This window comes from Peribacillus alkalitolerans (assembly GCF_010882125.1).
GTDB classification, from domain to species: domain Bacteria; phylum Bacillota; class Bacilli; order Bacillales; family DSM-1321; genus Bacillus_BN; species Bacillus_BN alkalitolerans.
Window position 1 is genome coordinate 73,851 of record NZ_JAAGVZ010000007.1, and the last position, 14,570, is coordinate 88,420.

Here is a 14,570-nt window from a genome sequence, read left to right on the forward strand (position 1 = left end):
AAGGTGCGAGATCCTCTTAAATGCATTCGCATTTCCTTCGTACGGTGTTTATCTGAGGATGCTTATTCAATGTCCTGCGGGATGCAGCTGGACAGGTGAGATTCCACAGGCGTAAATTGCCGAGGAGGCTCACAGCCCGCCCCTCGGAAAGTGAGCATCCTCTCTCTGCAATCAACCACGCTATTGTAAAATAGCAACAAAGTTTACGAAAACAGCAAAACTAAAAATGAATGACTAAATAAAGCATAGATTTGGGTATGTAAAGCGAAAAAATTTGACAAATAACGTGAAAAAAACTGAAAAATTCTGAGGGAATCGTTACAAATAGTGACACACTTCCCGATGAAGGGTGCGCTATACTTTTTTGTAACAGTAGGAGGAGCGAAGGGAGGATTTTCACTCTATTGTATGTAGATTTAATTTGGACATTGAATGTATTGTTTGATTGTCTTCTTCTCTATTGGACTTCAATCCTTCTGAAAAAACCAATTAAGAAAACCAGGATACTTATAGGAGGCCTTTTAGGGTCTATCATCATCGTATTGATGTTTAGTCCTTATTATGCCTTAGCGAATTCAGTCCTAATAAAAATACTCTTCTCAATTCTGATGATTATCGTAACATTTGGATTTACTAGAATTAAAACCCTTGCAAAACAATTGATGATGTTTTATATGGTTACATTCCTTTCAGGAGGTATTCTGTTAGGAGTCCATTTCTTATTCCAATATGAATTGAATGTTTCACATGCGACGATGTTATATGGTCCCAAAACTTTTGGAGACCCAATTAGTTGGATGTTTGTATGTATAGGCTTTCCTATCGGCTGGCATTTTTCCAAAAAGAATCTAGAGAACCTTGAAATGACATCAATAGTCTATGATCAGATGGTCAAAGTCATCGTAAAGATAAAAGATTATGAAAGTGAATGGATGGGGCTCATCGACAGTGGAAATCAATTATACGATCCTATTTCAGGGTCACCCGTTATGATTATCTCGATTGGTAACGCGATGGACGCACTTCCAATCCCATTGAAAACCCTTATGGACCGTCAAGAAGAAATTTTGTCAGAAGGAAAATTCATCGAAACGGATTGGTCGGAAAGAATACGGCTGATTCCTTGTAAAGTGGTTGGAAATGACCATGGAATGCTCCTGGGATTACGACCCGATTGGATAAAAATTGTTAAAGGAGAAAATCTTTATACAGTTCGAAAAGGATTAATATCCTTTACTTTCCAACAACTCTCATCTGACCGATCATATGATGCCATCGTGCATCCCCATATGCTAACAGGTGTATCGGAAAAATCAGCTTCATAAACAAAAAATGCTTTAGTAATCTATACTCTCTTTTTTTAGAATTAGAAGGAGGAACATACCATGAAAAAAATTATTTTCAAGATAAAGTTTTATTGGAATAAGCTCCTACTCAAAATGGGATTAAAGACGGACGAAGTATTCTATATTGGTGGGAGTGAGGCTTTACCACCTCCTTTGAGCAAGGAAGAAGAAGAAATCTTAATCAATAAGCTTCCTAAAGGTGATGAAACCGCAAGAACCATGCTTATTGAGCGGAATTTAAGATTAGTAGTTTACATAGCAAGGAAGTTCGAAAATACAGGTATCAATATTGAAGATTTAATAAGTATTGGAACAATCGGACTTATTAAAGCTGTTAATACATTCAATCCTGAGAAAAAAATAAAATTGGCGACTTATGCTTCCAGATGTATAGAAAACGAAATATTGATGTATTTAAGAAGGAACAATAAAATTCGTTCAGAAGTATCCTTTGATGAGCCATTAAATATTGATTGGGATGGGAATGAACTTTTACTATCAGATGTGCTAGGTACAGAGGAAGATATTATCACTAAAGACTTAGAGGCGAATGTAGATAAAAAATTACTGACAAAAGCATTGCATCAGCTAAGTGATCGTGAAAAACAAATTATGGAACTTCGTTTTGGATTGATAGGCGGGGAAGAAAAAACCCAAAAGGATGTTGCGGATATGCTCGGGATTTCCCAGTCATATATTTCGCGTCTTGAAAAAAGAATTATAAAACGTCTTCGAAAAGAATTTAATAAAATGGTGTAAAAAATTTTTCTAAGAAAGTAATTGATAAATAAGGATTTCTTCTTCCATACATTCACATTCAGGTGTCATGTAATGGAAGGATGTGCATATTTTTCCCTCCGCAGGAGATACTGTATTTTGTACAGCAGCCCTGTAAGGAGGGAATAATTTTGTCTCGTAATAAAGTAGAAATCTGCGGTGTGGATACTTCAAAGTTGCCAGTCCTCAAAAATGAGGAGATGAGAAAGTTATTCAAGGAAATGCAGGAGGGTGACATTTCTGCAAGAGAAAAGCTTGTTAATGGGAATTTAAGACTTGTCTTAAGCGTCATCCAACGCTTTAATAACCGAGGAGAGTTTGTAGATGATCTATTTCAAGTAGGCTGTATAGGTCTAATGAAAAGTATAGATAATTTTGATCTCAGTCAGAATGTAAAATTTTCTACGTATGCTGTACCAATGATTATTGGAGAAATAAGAAGATATCTACGTGATAATAATCCAATTAGAGTATCTCGTTCTCTAAGGGATATTGCTTATAAGGCCCTTCAGGTGAAGGAAAAACTTATGAGCGAAACCTCCAGAGAGCCTACAGCTGAAGAAATTGCAAAAGTTCTTGAAGTCACTCATGAAGAAATTGTCTTTGCTTTGGATGCTATACAAGATCCTGTATCGCTATTTGAACCCATTTATAATGATGGTGGTGACCCAATCTATGTGATGGATCAACTAAGTGATGAAAAAAATAAAGACAGTTATTGGATTGATGAAATAGCTCTTAAAGAAGGTATGCGTAGATTGAATGAACGTGAGAAACTTATCATACGGAAACGATTCTTCCAAGGAAAAACTCAAATGGAAGTCGCTGACGAGATTGGAATATCTCAAGCTCAAGTATCCCGATTAGAAAAAGCAGCTATTAAACAAATGAATAAGAATATACAACAATAATATTTTAGGCCGAACCACTTAACTGAGGTTTGGCCTTTTAATGTTTTATTTCATTCTCCATAATAACTAGCCTCACATGATACGTATGAATGAAGCATATATTGAAAAAAAGGTGTTGGGGTGATGTAAAGTGGTAAGAATCTCGGAATTCCAAGTGAAAGACATCGTTAATATTGGTGATGGAAAGAGATTAGGGACCATAGTTGACCTAGATATCGATGCGGCAACTGGAAAAATAGCTGCAATCATTGTCTCGGGCTCAGGAAAATTATTAGGTTTGTTTGCTAGGGAAGAAGATATGGTCATTCCGTGGAATAAAATAAAAAAGATCGGGACTGATGTTGTACTAGTTGAATATACTGGGAATTACACTTCCGTGCCAAAAGAATAGGAATTATACCTGTCGGTCGAATTGTATTAGGAAAATATGGTACACTGTGGGAAAGCTAACAGTAAAGGGTCGATAGAATGTCTGATATATTCTCTCCGTTTACCGAACGGATATTAATGATTAATAAGTGGACTAGTCAATATGAAGGGCTTGTGGCTGGATTTACCACTAAAAATGGCGGCGTAAGTCTTGAAGAGTTTTCAACGTTAAATACAGGATTTCATGTGAAGGATAATAATCATGCAGTAATTCGAAATAGGGAACTTATAGCAAAAGATGTAGCATTCCCTACTTCTTCATGGGTTGGATGCGAACAAACGCATGAAGTGAACATTTTAAAAATCGAAAACCATCATAAAAATAGAGGTGCCCTTGACTATGAAAGTGCCTTAAAGGGCATTGATGGTATATATACAAAAGAGTCAGGAATATTATTGACACTATGCTATGCAGACTGTGTGCCACTCTATTTTTTAGCCCCTCAGCATAAAATGATAGGCATCGCACACGCAGGATGGAAAGGGACTGTTGGTGGCATTGCTGAAAACATGGTTGAATGTTTTAAAAAAGAAGGGATAGCGCCATCTGACATTACGGTTGTAATTGGCCCCTCTATTTGTGGAGATTGCTATGTAGTAGATGACAAAGTCTTACAATATGTGCAAAATAAAGTGGAAGATGAAGTCGAAAAACCATATAATCAAATTAGTGAAGGTCAATATAAGCTTGACTTAAGACTACTGAATGCTCAAATTTTAAGAAAAGCGAATGTGAGAATTATTGAAGTGACCAGCCTTTGCACAAGTTGCCATGAAAATCTTTTTTTCTCTCACCGGAGAGATAAAGGGAAAACAGGCAGGTTAATGAGTTTTATTGGCTGGAAGGAGGACTCGTCGTCTTGAAAGTGTCAGACAACCTAGTACATATACAAAAGAGAATTGACAAAGTTTGCAATAAAATCGGCAGGAATTCAAATGAAGTAAAGATCATTGCAGTCACTAAATATGTTTCGATTGAGAGAGCTGCAGAAGCCATTGAGGCTGGTATCAATCATCTAGGTGAAAACAGGGATGATGGGTTAGTTTCCAAATATGAGACCTTAGGCAATAAATCTGTCTGGCATTTTATTGGGTCATTACAGACAAGGAAAGTAAAGAATATCATAGATATTGCGGATTATATCCACTCACTTGATAGAATTTCATTAGCCGATGAAATCCAGAAAAGAGCATCTCAGATAATGAAATGTCTGATTCAAGTGAATGTAGTAGGTGAGGAATCCAAGCATGGGTTATCACCTGAGGAAGCTTTAATGTTTGTACAGGCTTTACGTGAAAAAAATTACGATAAAATAGAGATTGCTGGATTAATGACTATGGCACCTTATACTGATGATGTGTCATTGATAAGGAAATGTTTTAAAGGGTTAAAGGATTTACAGCAACAAATTCAGGAAATGGATATTCCCTCGATGCCCTGCACAGAGCTTTCCATGGGAATGTCCAATGATTATGAAATAGCCATTGAAGAAGGTGCCACGATGATCCGTATTGGAACAGCACTCGTGGGAAATGAATCTTAAGGAGGTAGCCAAGCCATGATATCTAAATTTAAATCATTTTTTGCACTAGAAGATGAATATGAGTATAAAGAAGAAATTGTAGAAGAAAAAGAAGTAGAACAGAAACCTGTGAAGGCTACTAATATGAAAAAACAAACTTCTCCTCAGGGTGGAGGACAGAATGTTGTGAGTATCCAAAGCTTACAGAAATCTTCAAAGGTCGTATTATTAGAGCCGAGAGTATATTCAGATTCTCAGGAAATAGCTGACCATTTAAAAAATAAAAAAGCTGTAGTTGTAAACCTGCAGAGAATATCTCACGATCAGGCAAAGAGAATTGTAGATTTTTTAAGTGGTACTGTCTATGCCATCGGTGGAGATATTTCTAAGATTGGTCCAAATATTTTCCTTTGTACGCCTGATAATGTAGATGTTACCGGTACAATCACAGGTGTTGGCTATGAAGAAGAATATGAAGATTCGAGGTGGTAATAGTTAATGTCAGTTTTGCTAAATGTCATTTATTATTTACTTGAGATGTATTCATGGGGTTTAATAATCTATATTTTAATGTCATGGTTCCCAAATGCTAGAGAATCTTCATTTGGTCAAATCTTGGCTCGTATATGTGAACCTTATTTAGAGGTTTTTCGTCGGTTCATCCCACCAATCGGAATGATCGATATCTCGCCAATTGTTGCAATTGTTGTACTGAACTTTTCACAAAGAGGTCTCATCGCACTATTTGCATGGATGATGTAATTTACAAAAGGGAAGGCTCCAAATTGGGGCCTTTTTATACTTTATGAAAGTATATTGATGAAAGGATTTATAGACATTTATGAGCATTTATCAACATTTTAGAGCCGAAGAGAAAGAATTCATCGATCAAGTAATGGAATGGAAAGAATACGTTACATCGACTTACACCCATAAATTAACAGATTTCCTGGACCCAAGGGAACAACAAATCGTTCAATCATTAATTGGAAAAGATGATGAGGTACGTGTCATATTTTATGGTGGATCCGAAAACTCGGAGAGAAAACGAGCAATCATATATCCAGATTATTTTCAACCTGAAATTGAAGACTTTGCCATTACAGTTTTTGAAGTGAAATATCCTAAGAAATTTGTAACTCTTGAACATCGACAGGTTCTTGGGACCATTATGTCACTTGGTTTAAAAAGGGAAAAGTTCGGGGATGTCATTTTACAGGGTGAAAGAGTCCAATTTATTGCGGCTGCTGAAATTGAGAGTTACGTTGAAAATAATCTAGACAAAGTTGGAAAAGCGGGAATCTCATTAGAAAAAATACCTGTAAATTCAGTCTTACAATCGGTGCAGCAATGGCAAGAGCTCGTATTTACCGCTTCTTCCATGAGGCTAGATGTATTAATTTCATCCATAACCAATCTTTCAAGGCAAAAGTCCCAGATGCTAATTGAAGGAAAAAGGGTTAAAGTAAATCATAAATTGATCGAAAGTACGTCATTTGAGTGTGGAGAAGGGGATGTATTTTCCGTTCGTGGATTTGGGAGGTTCAAGATTTTATCGATAGAAGGTAAGACAAAGAAAGATAAATGGCGAATTCAGGCAGGAAAACAAAAATAATTAAAGAATTTGGAGGATTTACAAATCTCCTGTCGAAAAGTAGTATAATACTATATATATAGAATATTGTTTGGAGGTGCGGTTATGCCATTAACTCCGCTGGATATACATAACAAGGAATTCAATAAAGGATTCCGAGGATATGACGAAGATGAAGTAAACGAATTCTTGGATCAAATTATCAAAGATTATGAATTAATATTACGTGAAAAGAAAGAATTAGAAGAAAAGCTTAATGATGTCCACGAGAGACTAGGACATTTTACTAATATTGAGGAAACGCTCAATAAATCGATCGTGATTGCACAAGAAGCTGGTGAAGAAGTAAAAAGGAACGCACAAAAGGAAGCGAAGTTAATCCTTAAAGAAGCGGAAAAAAATGCAGATCGCATAGTGAATGATTCCCTTTCAAAAGCAAGAAGAATTGCACTTGAAATAGAGGAACTTAAAAAGCAATCGAAAGTTTTCCGTACTAGGTTCAAAATGCTGATAGAAGCCCAATTGGACTTATTAAAAAATGATGATTGGGATCACTTAATGGAATTCGAAATCGATGCAACTGAATTAGAATTCGAAGAAAAGTAATCAGCATGCGTGGATTTTTTAAAGAATCCAATCGCCTTCTTGACTCTTTGCCAACTGTTAGCATATAATTTCAACAAGAATCTTTTACTTATCATATCTAAAATCATGACCATGATGGGGACAGTACAATTACTCAAGTCTTACCTTAGCGAGTCGGGGATGGTGAAAGCCCGATATAAGCGAGAAATTGGAAAATCACCCCGGAGTTTCCTGCTGAACAGTTTATAAAGTCAGTAAGCAGGGCGTCACATCCGCGTTAAGGATGCTCAGAGTGGATATTTTCATTATGAAGATATTTATTAGGGTGGTACCACGGGAACAAAGCCTTCTCGTCCCTTTTTAGGGATTAGAAGGCTTTTTTTATTTCTCTCCGTAACTAATCCATTTAATGATAAGTAACAAATTAGGAGGAATGTAACATGGAATTAAAAGATACTCTTTTAATGCCGAAAACTGAATTCCCAATGCGTGGGAATTTGCCAAAAAGAGAGCCTGAAATGCAAGAGCAATGGGAAACGATGAATATCTACCAAAAGGTACAGGAACATACTAAAGGAAAACCAATGTTCGTTCTACATGACGGACCTCCATATGCAAATGGAGATATCCATATGGGGCATGCCTTAAATAAAATCCTAAAAGATTTCATTGTTCGTTTTAAATCAATGAGCGGATTCAATGCACCTTATGTCCCTGGATGGGATACTCATGGTTTACCGATTGAAACGGCTTTGACAAAAAATAAAAAAGTAAACAGAAAAGAAATGAGCGTTGCGGAATTCCGTAAGCTTTGTGAAGAATATGCTTATGAGCAAATCAATAATCAACGTGGTCAATTTAAACGTCTTGGAGTACGTGGAGATTGGGAAAACCCATATATCACTTTAAAGCCAGAATACGAAGCACAGCAAATTAAAGTGTTCGGTGAAATGGCGAAAAAGGGCTACATTTATAAAGGTTTAAAACCAGTTTACTGGTCTCCGTCAAGTGAGTCAGCTTTAGCCGAAGCAGAGATTGAATACCATGACAAACGTTCTGCATCCATTTATGTAGGATTTGAAGTGACAAATGGAAATGGAGTTCTTGAAGAAGGGACTCAAATCGTAATTTGGACGACGACACCATGGACGATTCCAGCCAACCTTGGCATTGCGCTTCATCCTGATTTGGAATATGTAGTCGTAGAAGCAAATGACAAGAAATATCTTGTAGCCAATGAGTTGCTTGAAGCTGTCAAAAAGGCAGTAGGATGGGAAGAGGCGAACGTTCTTAAGTCTGTTCAAGGTAGTGACTTGGAAAGAGTCGTTGCGAAACACCCACTTTACGACCGCGAATCCCTAGTAGTACTTGGTGACCACGTTACAACAGAGGCAGGAACTGGCTGTGTCCATACGGCTCCAGGTCACGGGGAAGATGACTTCATCGTAGGACAGAAATATGATCTAGGTGTACTTTGCCCAGTTGATGAAAAGGGCTATATGACTAATGAAGCTCCTGGTTTTGAAGGACAATTCTACGATGAAGCCAACAAGCCAATCACAGAAAAATTAAAAGAAGCAGATGCTCTACTTGCGCTTTCATTCATTACACACTCCTACCCACATGACTGGAGAACAAAAAAACCAACAATCTTCCGTGCTACTGCTCAATGGTTTGCTTCCATTAAAGATTTCCGTGTAGATTTGTTAAAAGCAGTAGAGGAAACAAAATGGGTTCCTGCATGGGGAGAAACAAGATTGTTCAATATGGTCAGAGATCGTGGAGATTGGTGTATTTCTCGTCAACGTGCATGGGGAGTGCCAATTCCAGTGTTCTTTGCTGAGAATGGCGATCCAATCATCAATGATGAAACGATTGATCACGTATCTAATCTGTTCCGTGAGCATGGCTCAAATGTATGGTTCGAAAGAGAAGCCAAAGATTTATTACCTGAAGGATTCACACATCCAGGAAGTCCTAATGGTAAGTTCACTAAAGAAACAGATATCATGGATGTTTGGTTCGATTCTGGATCATCCCATCAGTCCGTTTTAGAAGAGAGAGAAGACCTACAGCGACCGGCAGACCTTTATTTAGAAGGATCAGACCAATACCGAGGTTGGTTTAATTCATCCCTTTCTACAGCTGTGGCGGTAACTGGTAAAGCTCCTTACAAAGGCGTTTTAAGCCATGGTTTCGTGCTAGATGGTGAAGGCCGTAAAATGAGTAAATCATTAGGTAACGTAGTTGTACCAGAAAAAGTCATGAACCAACTAGGTGCTGACATCTTAAGGCTGTGGGTAGCATCTGTAGATTATCAATCTGACGTTCGCGTTTCTGATGCAATCCTAAAGCAAGTAGCAGAAGTATATCGTAAAATCCGTAATACTTTCCGTTTCTTGTTAGGAACACTTGATGGCTTCAATCCAGAAGTTGACAGGGTTGAGTACAACAGCTTACGTGAAGTGGATCAATTTATGTTGGTTAAACTAAATAAGCTAATTAAAAACGTGAAAAATGGTTATGAAAACTATGAATTCGCTAGCATCTATCATCAAATCAATAATTTCTGCACATTGGACCTAAGTGCATTCTACTTGGATTACGCTAAAGATATCCTTTATTGCGAAGCACCAAATAGTCCAGAAAGAAGAGCGATTCAGACTGTTTTATTTGATACATTGCTTTCATTAACAAAATTAGTTTCACCAATCCTATCACATACAGCTGATGAAGTTTGGGCATTTGTACCGAACGTTAAAGAAGAAAGTGTTCAATTAACAGAAATGCCTACTTATACTGAATTGCCTAATGCTGAAGTGCTTGAAAACAAATGGAATGCGTTCATGAAGCTTCGTGATGATGTGTTGAAGGCGCTAGAAGAAGCACGTAATCAAAAAGTGATTGGGAAATCATTAAATGCGAAAGTAACACTTTACTTAAAAGATTCTTCAAAAGAACTATTAGCAAGCATCCATGAAAGTCTTGAGCAATTATTCATTGTGTCGGCTGTTGAAGTGGCAGGTACGATGGAAGAGGCTCCTGAAAGTGCATTAAAATTGGAAAATGCTGCGATTGTAGTAAGTAAGGCGGACGGTGAAATCTGTGAACGTTGCTGGAACGTATCTACAGAAGTAGGAAATGATCAAAATCATCCTACTCTTTGCCCTCGTTGTGCTACAGTAGTTAAAGAACAATATCCAGAAGTAACTCAATAATAGATCATAGAGGATGATCCGTTTTGGATCGTCCTCTTTTCTTATAGTTGAAATTGATAATATTCAAAAAGGGCTGTTTTGTAGTTGCGTTTTTAGTGTAATTTAACTTTAATAATCTGAGTTGATTGTAGCGGAGGGCACTTGACTCCTGCGGGAATAAGAGGGAAGTGGGAGACCCCACAGGCGGTAACGCCGAGGAGGCTCCCACCCTCCCTGCGGAAAGCAAGTGCCTCTCGCTGCAATCAACGGACAAACTTTAACAACCACTATGTAAACAGAGTCTTCAAAAAAGAGACTACATTTTTCACATAAAGGGTAGTAACGTACCATAGTATCTTCATTGTATTTAAATTTTAGGATATGCTACAATTCAAGGGTACATATGAGTATAGAGTTGGGGGAAGCTTGAGTGTATTATTACATAATTGCATTACTTGTGATTGCTTTAGATCAATGGACAAAATGGTTAATAGTGAAAAAAATGGAGCTTGGAGAAAGCGTTGAAGTAATAGGAAATTTCTTGTACATTACTTCCCATCGCAATCGTGGGGCCGCATGGGGGATTTTGCAAGGTCAAATGTGGTTTTTTTATATTATTACAGTGATCGTAATTATTGGCCTTGTCTATTACATCCAAAAGATGGGCCGTGAGCATTATATGTTAGGAGTAGCATTGAGCTTAATGCTTGGAGGGGCAATAGGTAATTTTATTGATCGATTATTTCGTAAAGAAGTTGTCGATTTTGTTAATACTTACCCGTTCGGATACGACTTTCCAGTGTTTAACATAGCGGATGCTGCTTTGTGTGTAGGGGTCGCTATGCTCATGATCTACATGTTATTTGAAGAAAAGTTGAAAAAGGAGAGAAGTAATGAATAAACAGCAATTCACCATAGAAGAACAACAGGCAGGAGACAGACTGGATAAAACGCTCTCTACATTGAATGATGAATGGTCACGTACCCAAATTCAAATATGGATAAAAGATGGTAACGTTAAGGTTAATGGCGCTTCTGTCAAAACGAACTATAAGGCAGCGACTGGAGATGAGGTAGTGATCGAAATCCCAGAGCCTGAGGCACTTGATGTTGTACCCGAGGAAATGGACCTTGATATTTATTATGAGGATTCAGACGTATTAGTAGTCAATAAACCGAAAGGCATGGTTGTACATCCTGCGCCAGGTCATACGACTGGAACTCTTGTAAATGGATTGATGGCTCATTGTAAAGACCTTTCAGGTATCAACGGTGTCATGAGGCCCGGGATTGTCCATCGTATAGATAAGGATACATCAGGACTATTAATGGTCGCAAAAAATGACCTAGCACATGAAAACCTTGTTCAGCAATTGGTGGACAAGACGGTTAAGCGTAAATATAAAGCCATTGTACATGGAAATATCCCACATGATTATGGGACCATAGATGCGCCGATTGGTAGAGATAAAAAAGATCGTCAAAGTATGACAGTTACGGAGGAAAACTCCAAAAATGCAGTGACCCATTTTCAGGTGTTAGAACGTTTTAATGATTTCACCTATGTTGAATGTCAATTGGAAACTGGGCGTACTCATCAAATTAGAGTCCACATGAAATACATTGGTTATCCTTTGGCAGGAGATCCTAAATATGGTCCGCGAAAAACTCTCGATTTAGATGGACAAGCTTTGCATGCGGGCATTCTTGGATTCACTCATCCAAGGACGAAGGAATTCATAGAGTTCGAAGCGCCGGTACCTGCCTATTTCGATGAATTGCTAGATAAACTTCGAAATAATCGTTGACAATTGGGCTAGTGAACATGTATGATAACTATAGTTGAATAAGAACCTTTAACACAGTCCAGAGAGACTGAGAAGGAAACGGATGATGGATATTCTTTAGGAATATCAGTTTGAACACGCCATCTTTGTATCCTCTCGTCATGGACGAGAGGATTTTCTTCGTTTCTGGGTATATGTAAAGAAAGGGAGGCACAATTATGGACGAAAAAGCACTAGTTCTTGATGAACAAGCTATACGAAGAGCATTAACTAGAATTGCTCATGAAATCATCGAGAAAAATAAAGGAATTGAAGACTGTGTCCTCATAGGAATCCGCACAAGAGGGATTTTTCTTGCAGAAAGATTGTCAGAAAGAATTAAGCAGATTGAAGGCAAGAACATCCAAGTTGGTGAATTGGATATCACACTTTATCGTGATGACTTAAGCACAAAAACAAATGATGGCCAACCTGTTGTAAAAGGATCTGATATCCCTGCAGAAATTACGAATAAAAAAGTGATTTTAGTAGATGATGTTCTTTTTACAGGAAGAACCGTAAGGGCGGCAATGGATGCATTAGTCGATATGGGAAGACCATCCCAAATCCAATTGGCAGTCCTAGTTGACCGTGGTCATCGGGAATTACCGATTCGGGCGGATTATGTTGGGAAAAATATTCCAACTTCTCAATCGGAAAAAATCGTAGTGAAATTAATGGAAGTTGATCAATTGGATCAAGTAAGTATATTTGATAGATAAGATAGACCCTTTTAATGGTAGTCCCGAGAGGCTAAAAAGGGGGGAAGGTGCGATGAAGCACCTTTGTAAGTAGAATTCTGCATGAATGAAGAATTCTACTCTCCTCCAGTAGCCCTCGCATAGACGAGGGTTTTTAATTGGAAAAATTAGATAAACTCTAGGAGGAGAATAATATGGAACAAGTAAAAAGAGATGTTGTTCTGGATGTACAAGAAGTACCAAAAACTGCACAGTGGATTACCTTAAGTTTACAGCACTTATTCGCTATGTTCGGAGCTACTGTATTAGTGCCATTCTTGGTTGGATTAAGCCCAGGTGTTGCATTAGTATCTAGTGGACTTGGAACACTATCATACTTATTGATTACAAAAGGACAGATTCCAGCATACTTAGGATCTTCCTTCGCTTTCATCGCACCAATCATCGCTGCAAAATCGATGGGTGGACCTGAAGCTGCAATGTTCGGTTGCTTTTTAGCAGGTATCGTATACGGAATAGTTGCATTACTAATAAAAAGTATCGGCATAAAATGGCTGATGAAAATACTACCTCCAGTAGTAGTCGGCCCAGTCATCATGGTAATTGGTTTAGGATTAGCGGGTACAGCAGTCAATATGGCCATGTATGCAAACCCTGGAGCTCCAGCTGGAGAATTGGTGTACAGTAACACACATATTCTAGTTGCACTAGTAACATTAGGGGTAACAATTATTTGCTCGATTTTTGCAAAAGGGTTTTTGAAGCTGATCCCGATTTTAATCGGAATCATCGCTGGATATCTTACAGGGCTTGCAGTAGGAATCGTCGATTTATCAGGAATCAAAGAAGCTGCTTGGTTCCAAATGCCAGATTTCATCATACCATTTGCAACATACACTCCTGTTATCTCTTGGGAAGTTGCAGCAATCATGCTTCCAGTAGCAATAGTAACTCTTTCTGAGCACATCGGACATCAGATGGTATTAAGTAAAGTAATAGGAAGAGATGTAATTACAAAACCAGGTCTTCACCGATCCATCTTAGGAGATGGAGCTGGTATTGTAATCGGATCTTTCATCGGAGGACCACCATTGACATCTTACGGTGAAAACATCGGTGTACTGGCAATCACAAGAGCATTCAGCGTTTATGTAATAGGGGGAGCAGCAGTAACGGCAATCTGCTTCGGATTCATTGGGAAAATATCTGCACTGATCTCTTCTATCCCTTCGGCAGTCATGGGTGGTATCTCCATCCTTCTGTTCGGGATCATCGCATCTAGCGGATTAAGAATGATGATTGATAGCAGAGTAGATTTCGGAAATAACAGAAACTTGATCATTGCATCGGTCATCCTAGTAATAGGAATTGGTGGTGCATTCATTAAACTTTCAGATACAATCTCTTTATCAGGTATGGCACTGGCTGCGATTGTAGGTGTAGTATTGAATCTAGTACTACCAGGTAAAGAAGAAGTAAAAAATATGTTTGACCAAGAAAAGAAAAAAGCTGCATAATGTTCACCTTTTAATGGAAGTCCAGAGAGGCTTAAAAGGGTGTTGGATATGAATATGTGTGGAACAGGAGTCGTGTACCCTATAAAGGGGAGGACGCTCTAATTTCACACATACTCAATCCATAAAACACCCTGAGCCAACTATGGCCAGGGTGTTTTTTATAG

The 14,570-nt window shown here is 38.1% G+C and carries 15 protein-coding genes and 1 other annotated feature; all 15 genes read left to right on the top strand.

The genetic code is table 11. The features are described from left to right. The first annotated feature begins 404 nt into the window (after window positions 1–404). The 15 genes from spoIIGA to G3O09_RS10460 all read left to right on the top strand — a co-directional run bounded on the left by spoIIGA (window position 405) and on the right by G3O09_RS10460 (window position 14,406). Complete coding sequence (gene spoIIGA / locus G3O09_RS10390) at window positions 405–1,325, top strand: sigma-E processing peptidase SpoIIGA (protein ID WP_163101420.1); 921 nt, start codon at window positions 405–407, stop codon at window positions 1,323–1,325. A gap of 60 nt (window positions 1,326–1,385) precedes the next feature. Beyond that, window positions 1,386–2,105, top strand: coding sequence for an RNA polymerase sporulation sigma factor SigE (sigE, locus tag G3O09_RS10395; RefSeq protein WP_163101421.1), 720 nt, complete (start codon window positions 1,386–1,388; stop codon window positions 2,103–2,105). Window positions 2,106–2,254: 149 nt separating this feature from the next. Continuing rightward, a complete protein-coding gene (gene sigG, locus G3O09_RS10400) occupies window positions 2,255–3,034 on the top strand; it encodes an RNA polymerase sporulation sigma factor SigG (RefSeq protein WP_115509728.1) in 780 nt (259 codons plus the stop codon). Window positions 3,035–3,164: 130 nt separating this feature from the next. Then, entirely contained in the window at window positions 3,165–3,425 is a 261-nt protein-coding gene (locus tag G3O09_RS10405; RefSeq protein WP_163101422.1) for a YlmC/YmxH family sporulation protein, read from the top strand. Window positions 3,426–3,502: 77 nt separating this feature from the next. Beyond that, the gene (pgeF, locus tag G3O09_RS10410) at window positions 3,503–4,327 is read left to right on the top strand and encodes a peptidoglycan editing factor PgeF (RefSeq protein ID WP_163101423.1); all 825 of its coding nucleotides are present in this window, start codon (window positions 3,503–3,505) and stop codon (window positions 4,325–4,327) included. Then, on the top strand, window positions 4,324–5,007 hold the full coding sequence (locus tag G3O09_RS10415) for a YggS family pyridoxal phosphate-dependent enzyme (protein ID WP_163101424.1): 684 nt from the start codon (window positions 4,324–4,326) through the stop codon (window positions 5,005–5,007). The genes pgeF and G3O09_RS10415 overlap by 4 nt, the downstream gene beginning before the upstream one ends. A 15-nt stretch (window positions 5,008–5,022) precedes the next feature. Further along, on the top strand, window positions 5,023–5,478 hold the full coding sequence (locus G3O09_RS10420) for a cell division protein SepF (protein WP_163101425.1): 456 nt from the start codon (window positions 5,023–5,025) through the stop codon (window positions 5,476–5,478). Between the two features lie 6 nt (window positions 5,479–5,484). Then, window positions 5,485–5,748, top strand: coding sequence for a YggT family protein (locus G3O09_RS10425; RefSeq protein ID WP_163101426.1), 264 nt, complete (start codon window positions 5,485–5,487; stop codon window positions 5,746–5,748). A 79-nt stretch (window positions 5,749–5,827) separates the two neighbouring features. Beyond that, a complete protein-coding gene (locus G3O09_RS10430) occupies window positions 5,828–6,601 on the top strand; it encodes a YlmH family RNA-binding protein (RefSeq protein WP_163101427.1) in 774 nt (257 codons plus the stop codon). A gap of 84 nt (window positions 6,602–6,685) precedes the next feature. After that, on the top strand, window positions 6,686–7,186 hold the full coding sequence (locus tag G3O09_RS10435; protein WP_163101428.1) for a DivIVA domain-containing protein: 501 nt from the start codon (window positions 6,686–6,688) through the stop codon (window positions 7,184–7,186). A 102-nt stretch (window positions 7,187–7,288) separates the two neighbouring features. Continuing rightward, window positions 7,289–7,526, top strand: a binding site (T-box leader). Window positions 7,527–7,605: 79 nt separating this feature from the next. Further along, window positions 7,606–10,383, top strand: a complete 2,778-nt coding sequence (ileS, locus tag G3O09_RS10440) for an isoleucine--tRNA ligase (protein WP_163101429.1) — start codon at window positions 7,606–7,608, stop codon at window positions 10,381–10,383. A gap of 409 nt (window positions 10,384–10,792) precedes the next feature. Continuing rightward, window positions 10,793–11,263: a signal peptidase II gene (gene lspA, locus G3O09_RS10445; protein WP_163101430.1), complete on the top strand. Its 471-nt coding sequence runs from the start codon at window positions 10,793–10,795 to the stop codon at window positions 11,261–11,263. After that, window positions 11,256–12,170: an RluA family pseudouridine synthase gene (locus tag G3O09_RS10450; protein WP_163101431.1), complete on the top strand. Its 915-nt coding sequence runs from the start codon at window positions 11,256–11,258 to the stop codon at window positions 12,168–12,170. Before lspA ends, G3O09_RS10450 begins: the two co-directional genes overlap by 8 nt. A gap of 197 nt (window positions 12,171–12,367) precedes the next feature. Then, on the top strand, window positions 12,368–12,910 hold the full coding sequence (gene pyrR, locus G3O09_RS10455) for a bifunctional pyr operon transcriptional regulator/uracil phosphoribosyltransferase PyrR (RefSeq protein WP_163101432.1): 543 nt from the start codon (window positions 12,368–12,370) through the stop codon (window positions 12,908–12,910). 173 nt (window positions 12,911–13,083) lie between these two features. After that, on the top strand, window positions 13,084–14,406 hold the full coding sequence (locus tag G3O09_RS10460; RefSeq protein ID WP_163101433.1) for a solute carrier family 23 protein: 1,323 nt from the start codon (window positions 13,084–13,086) through the stop codon (window positions 14,404–14,406). The last annotated feature ends 164 nt before the right edge of the window (window positions 14,407–14,570 follow it).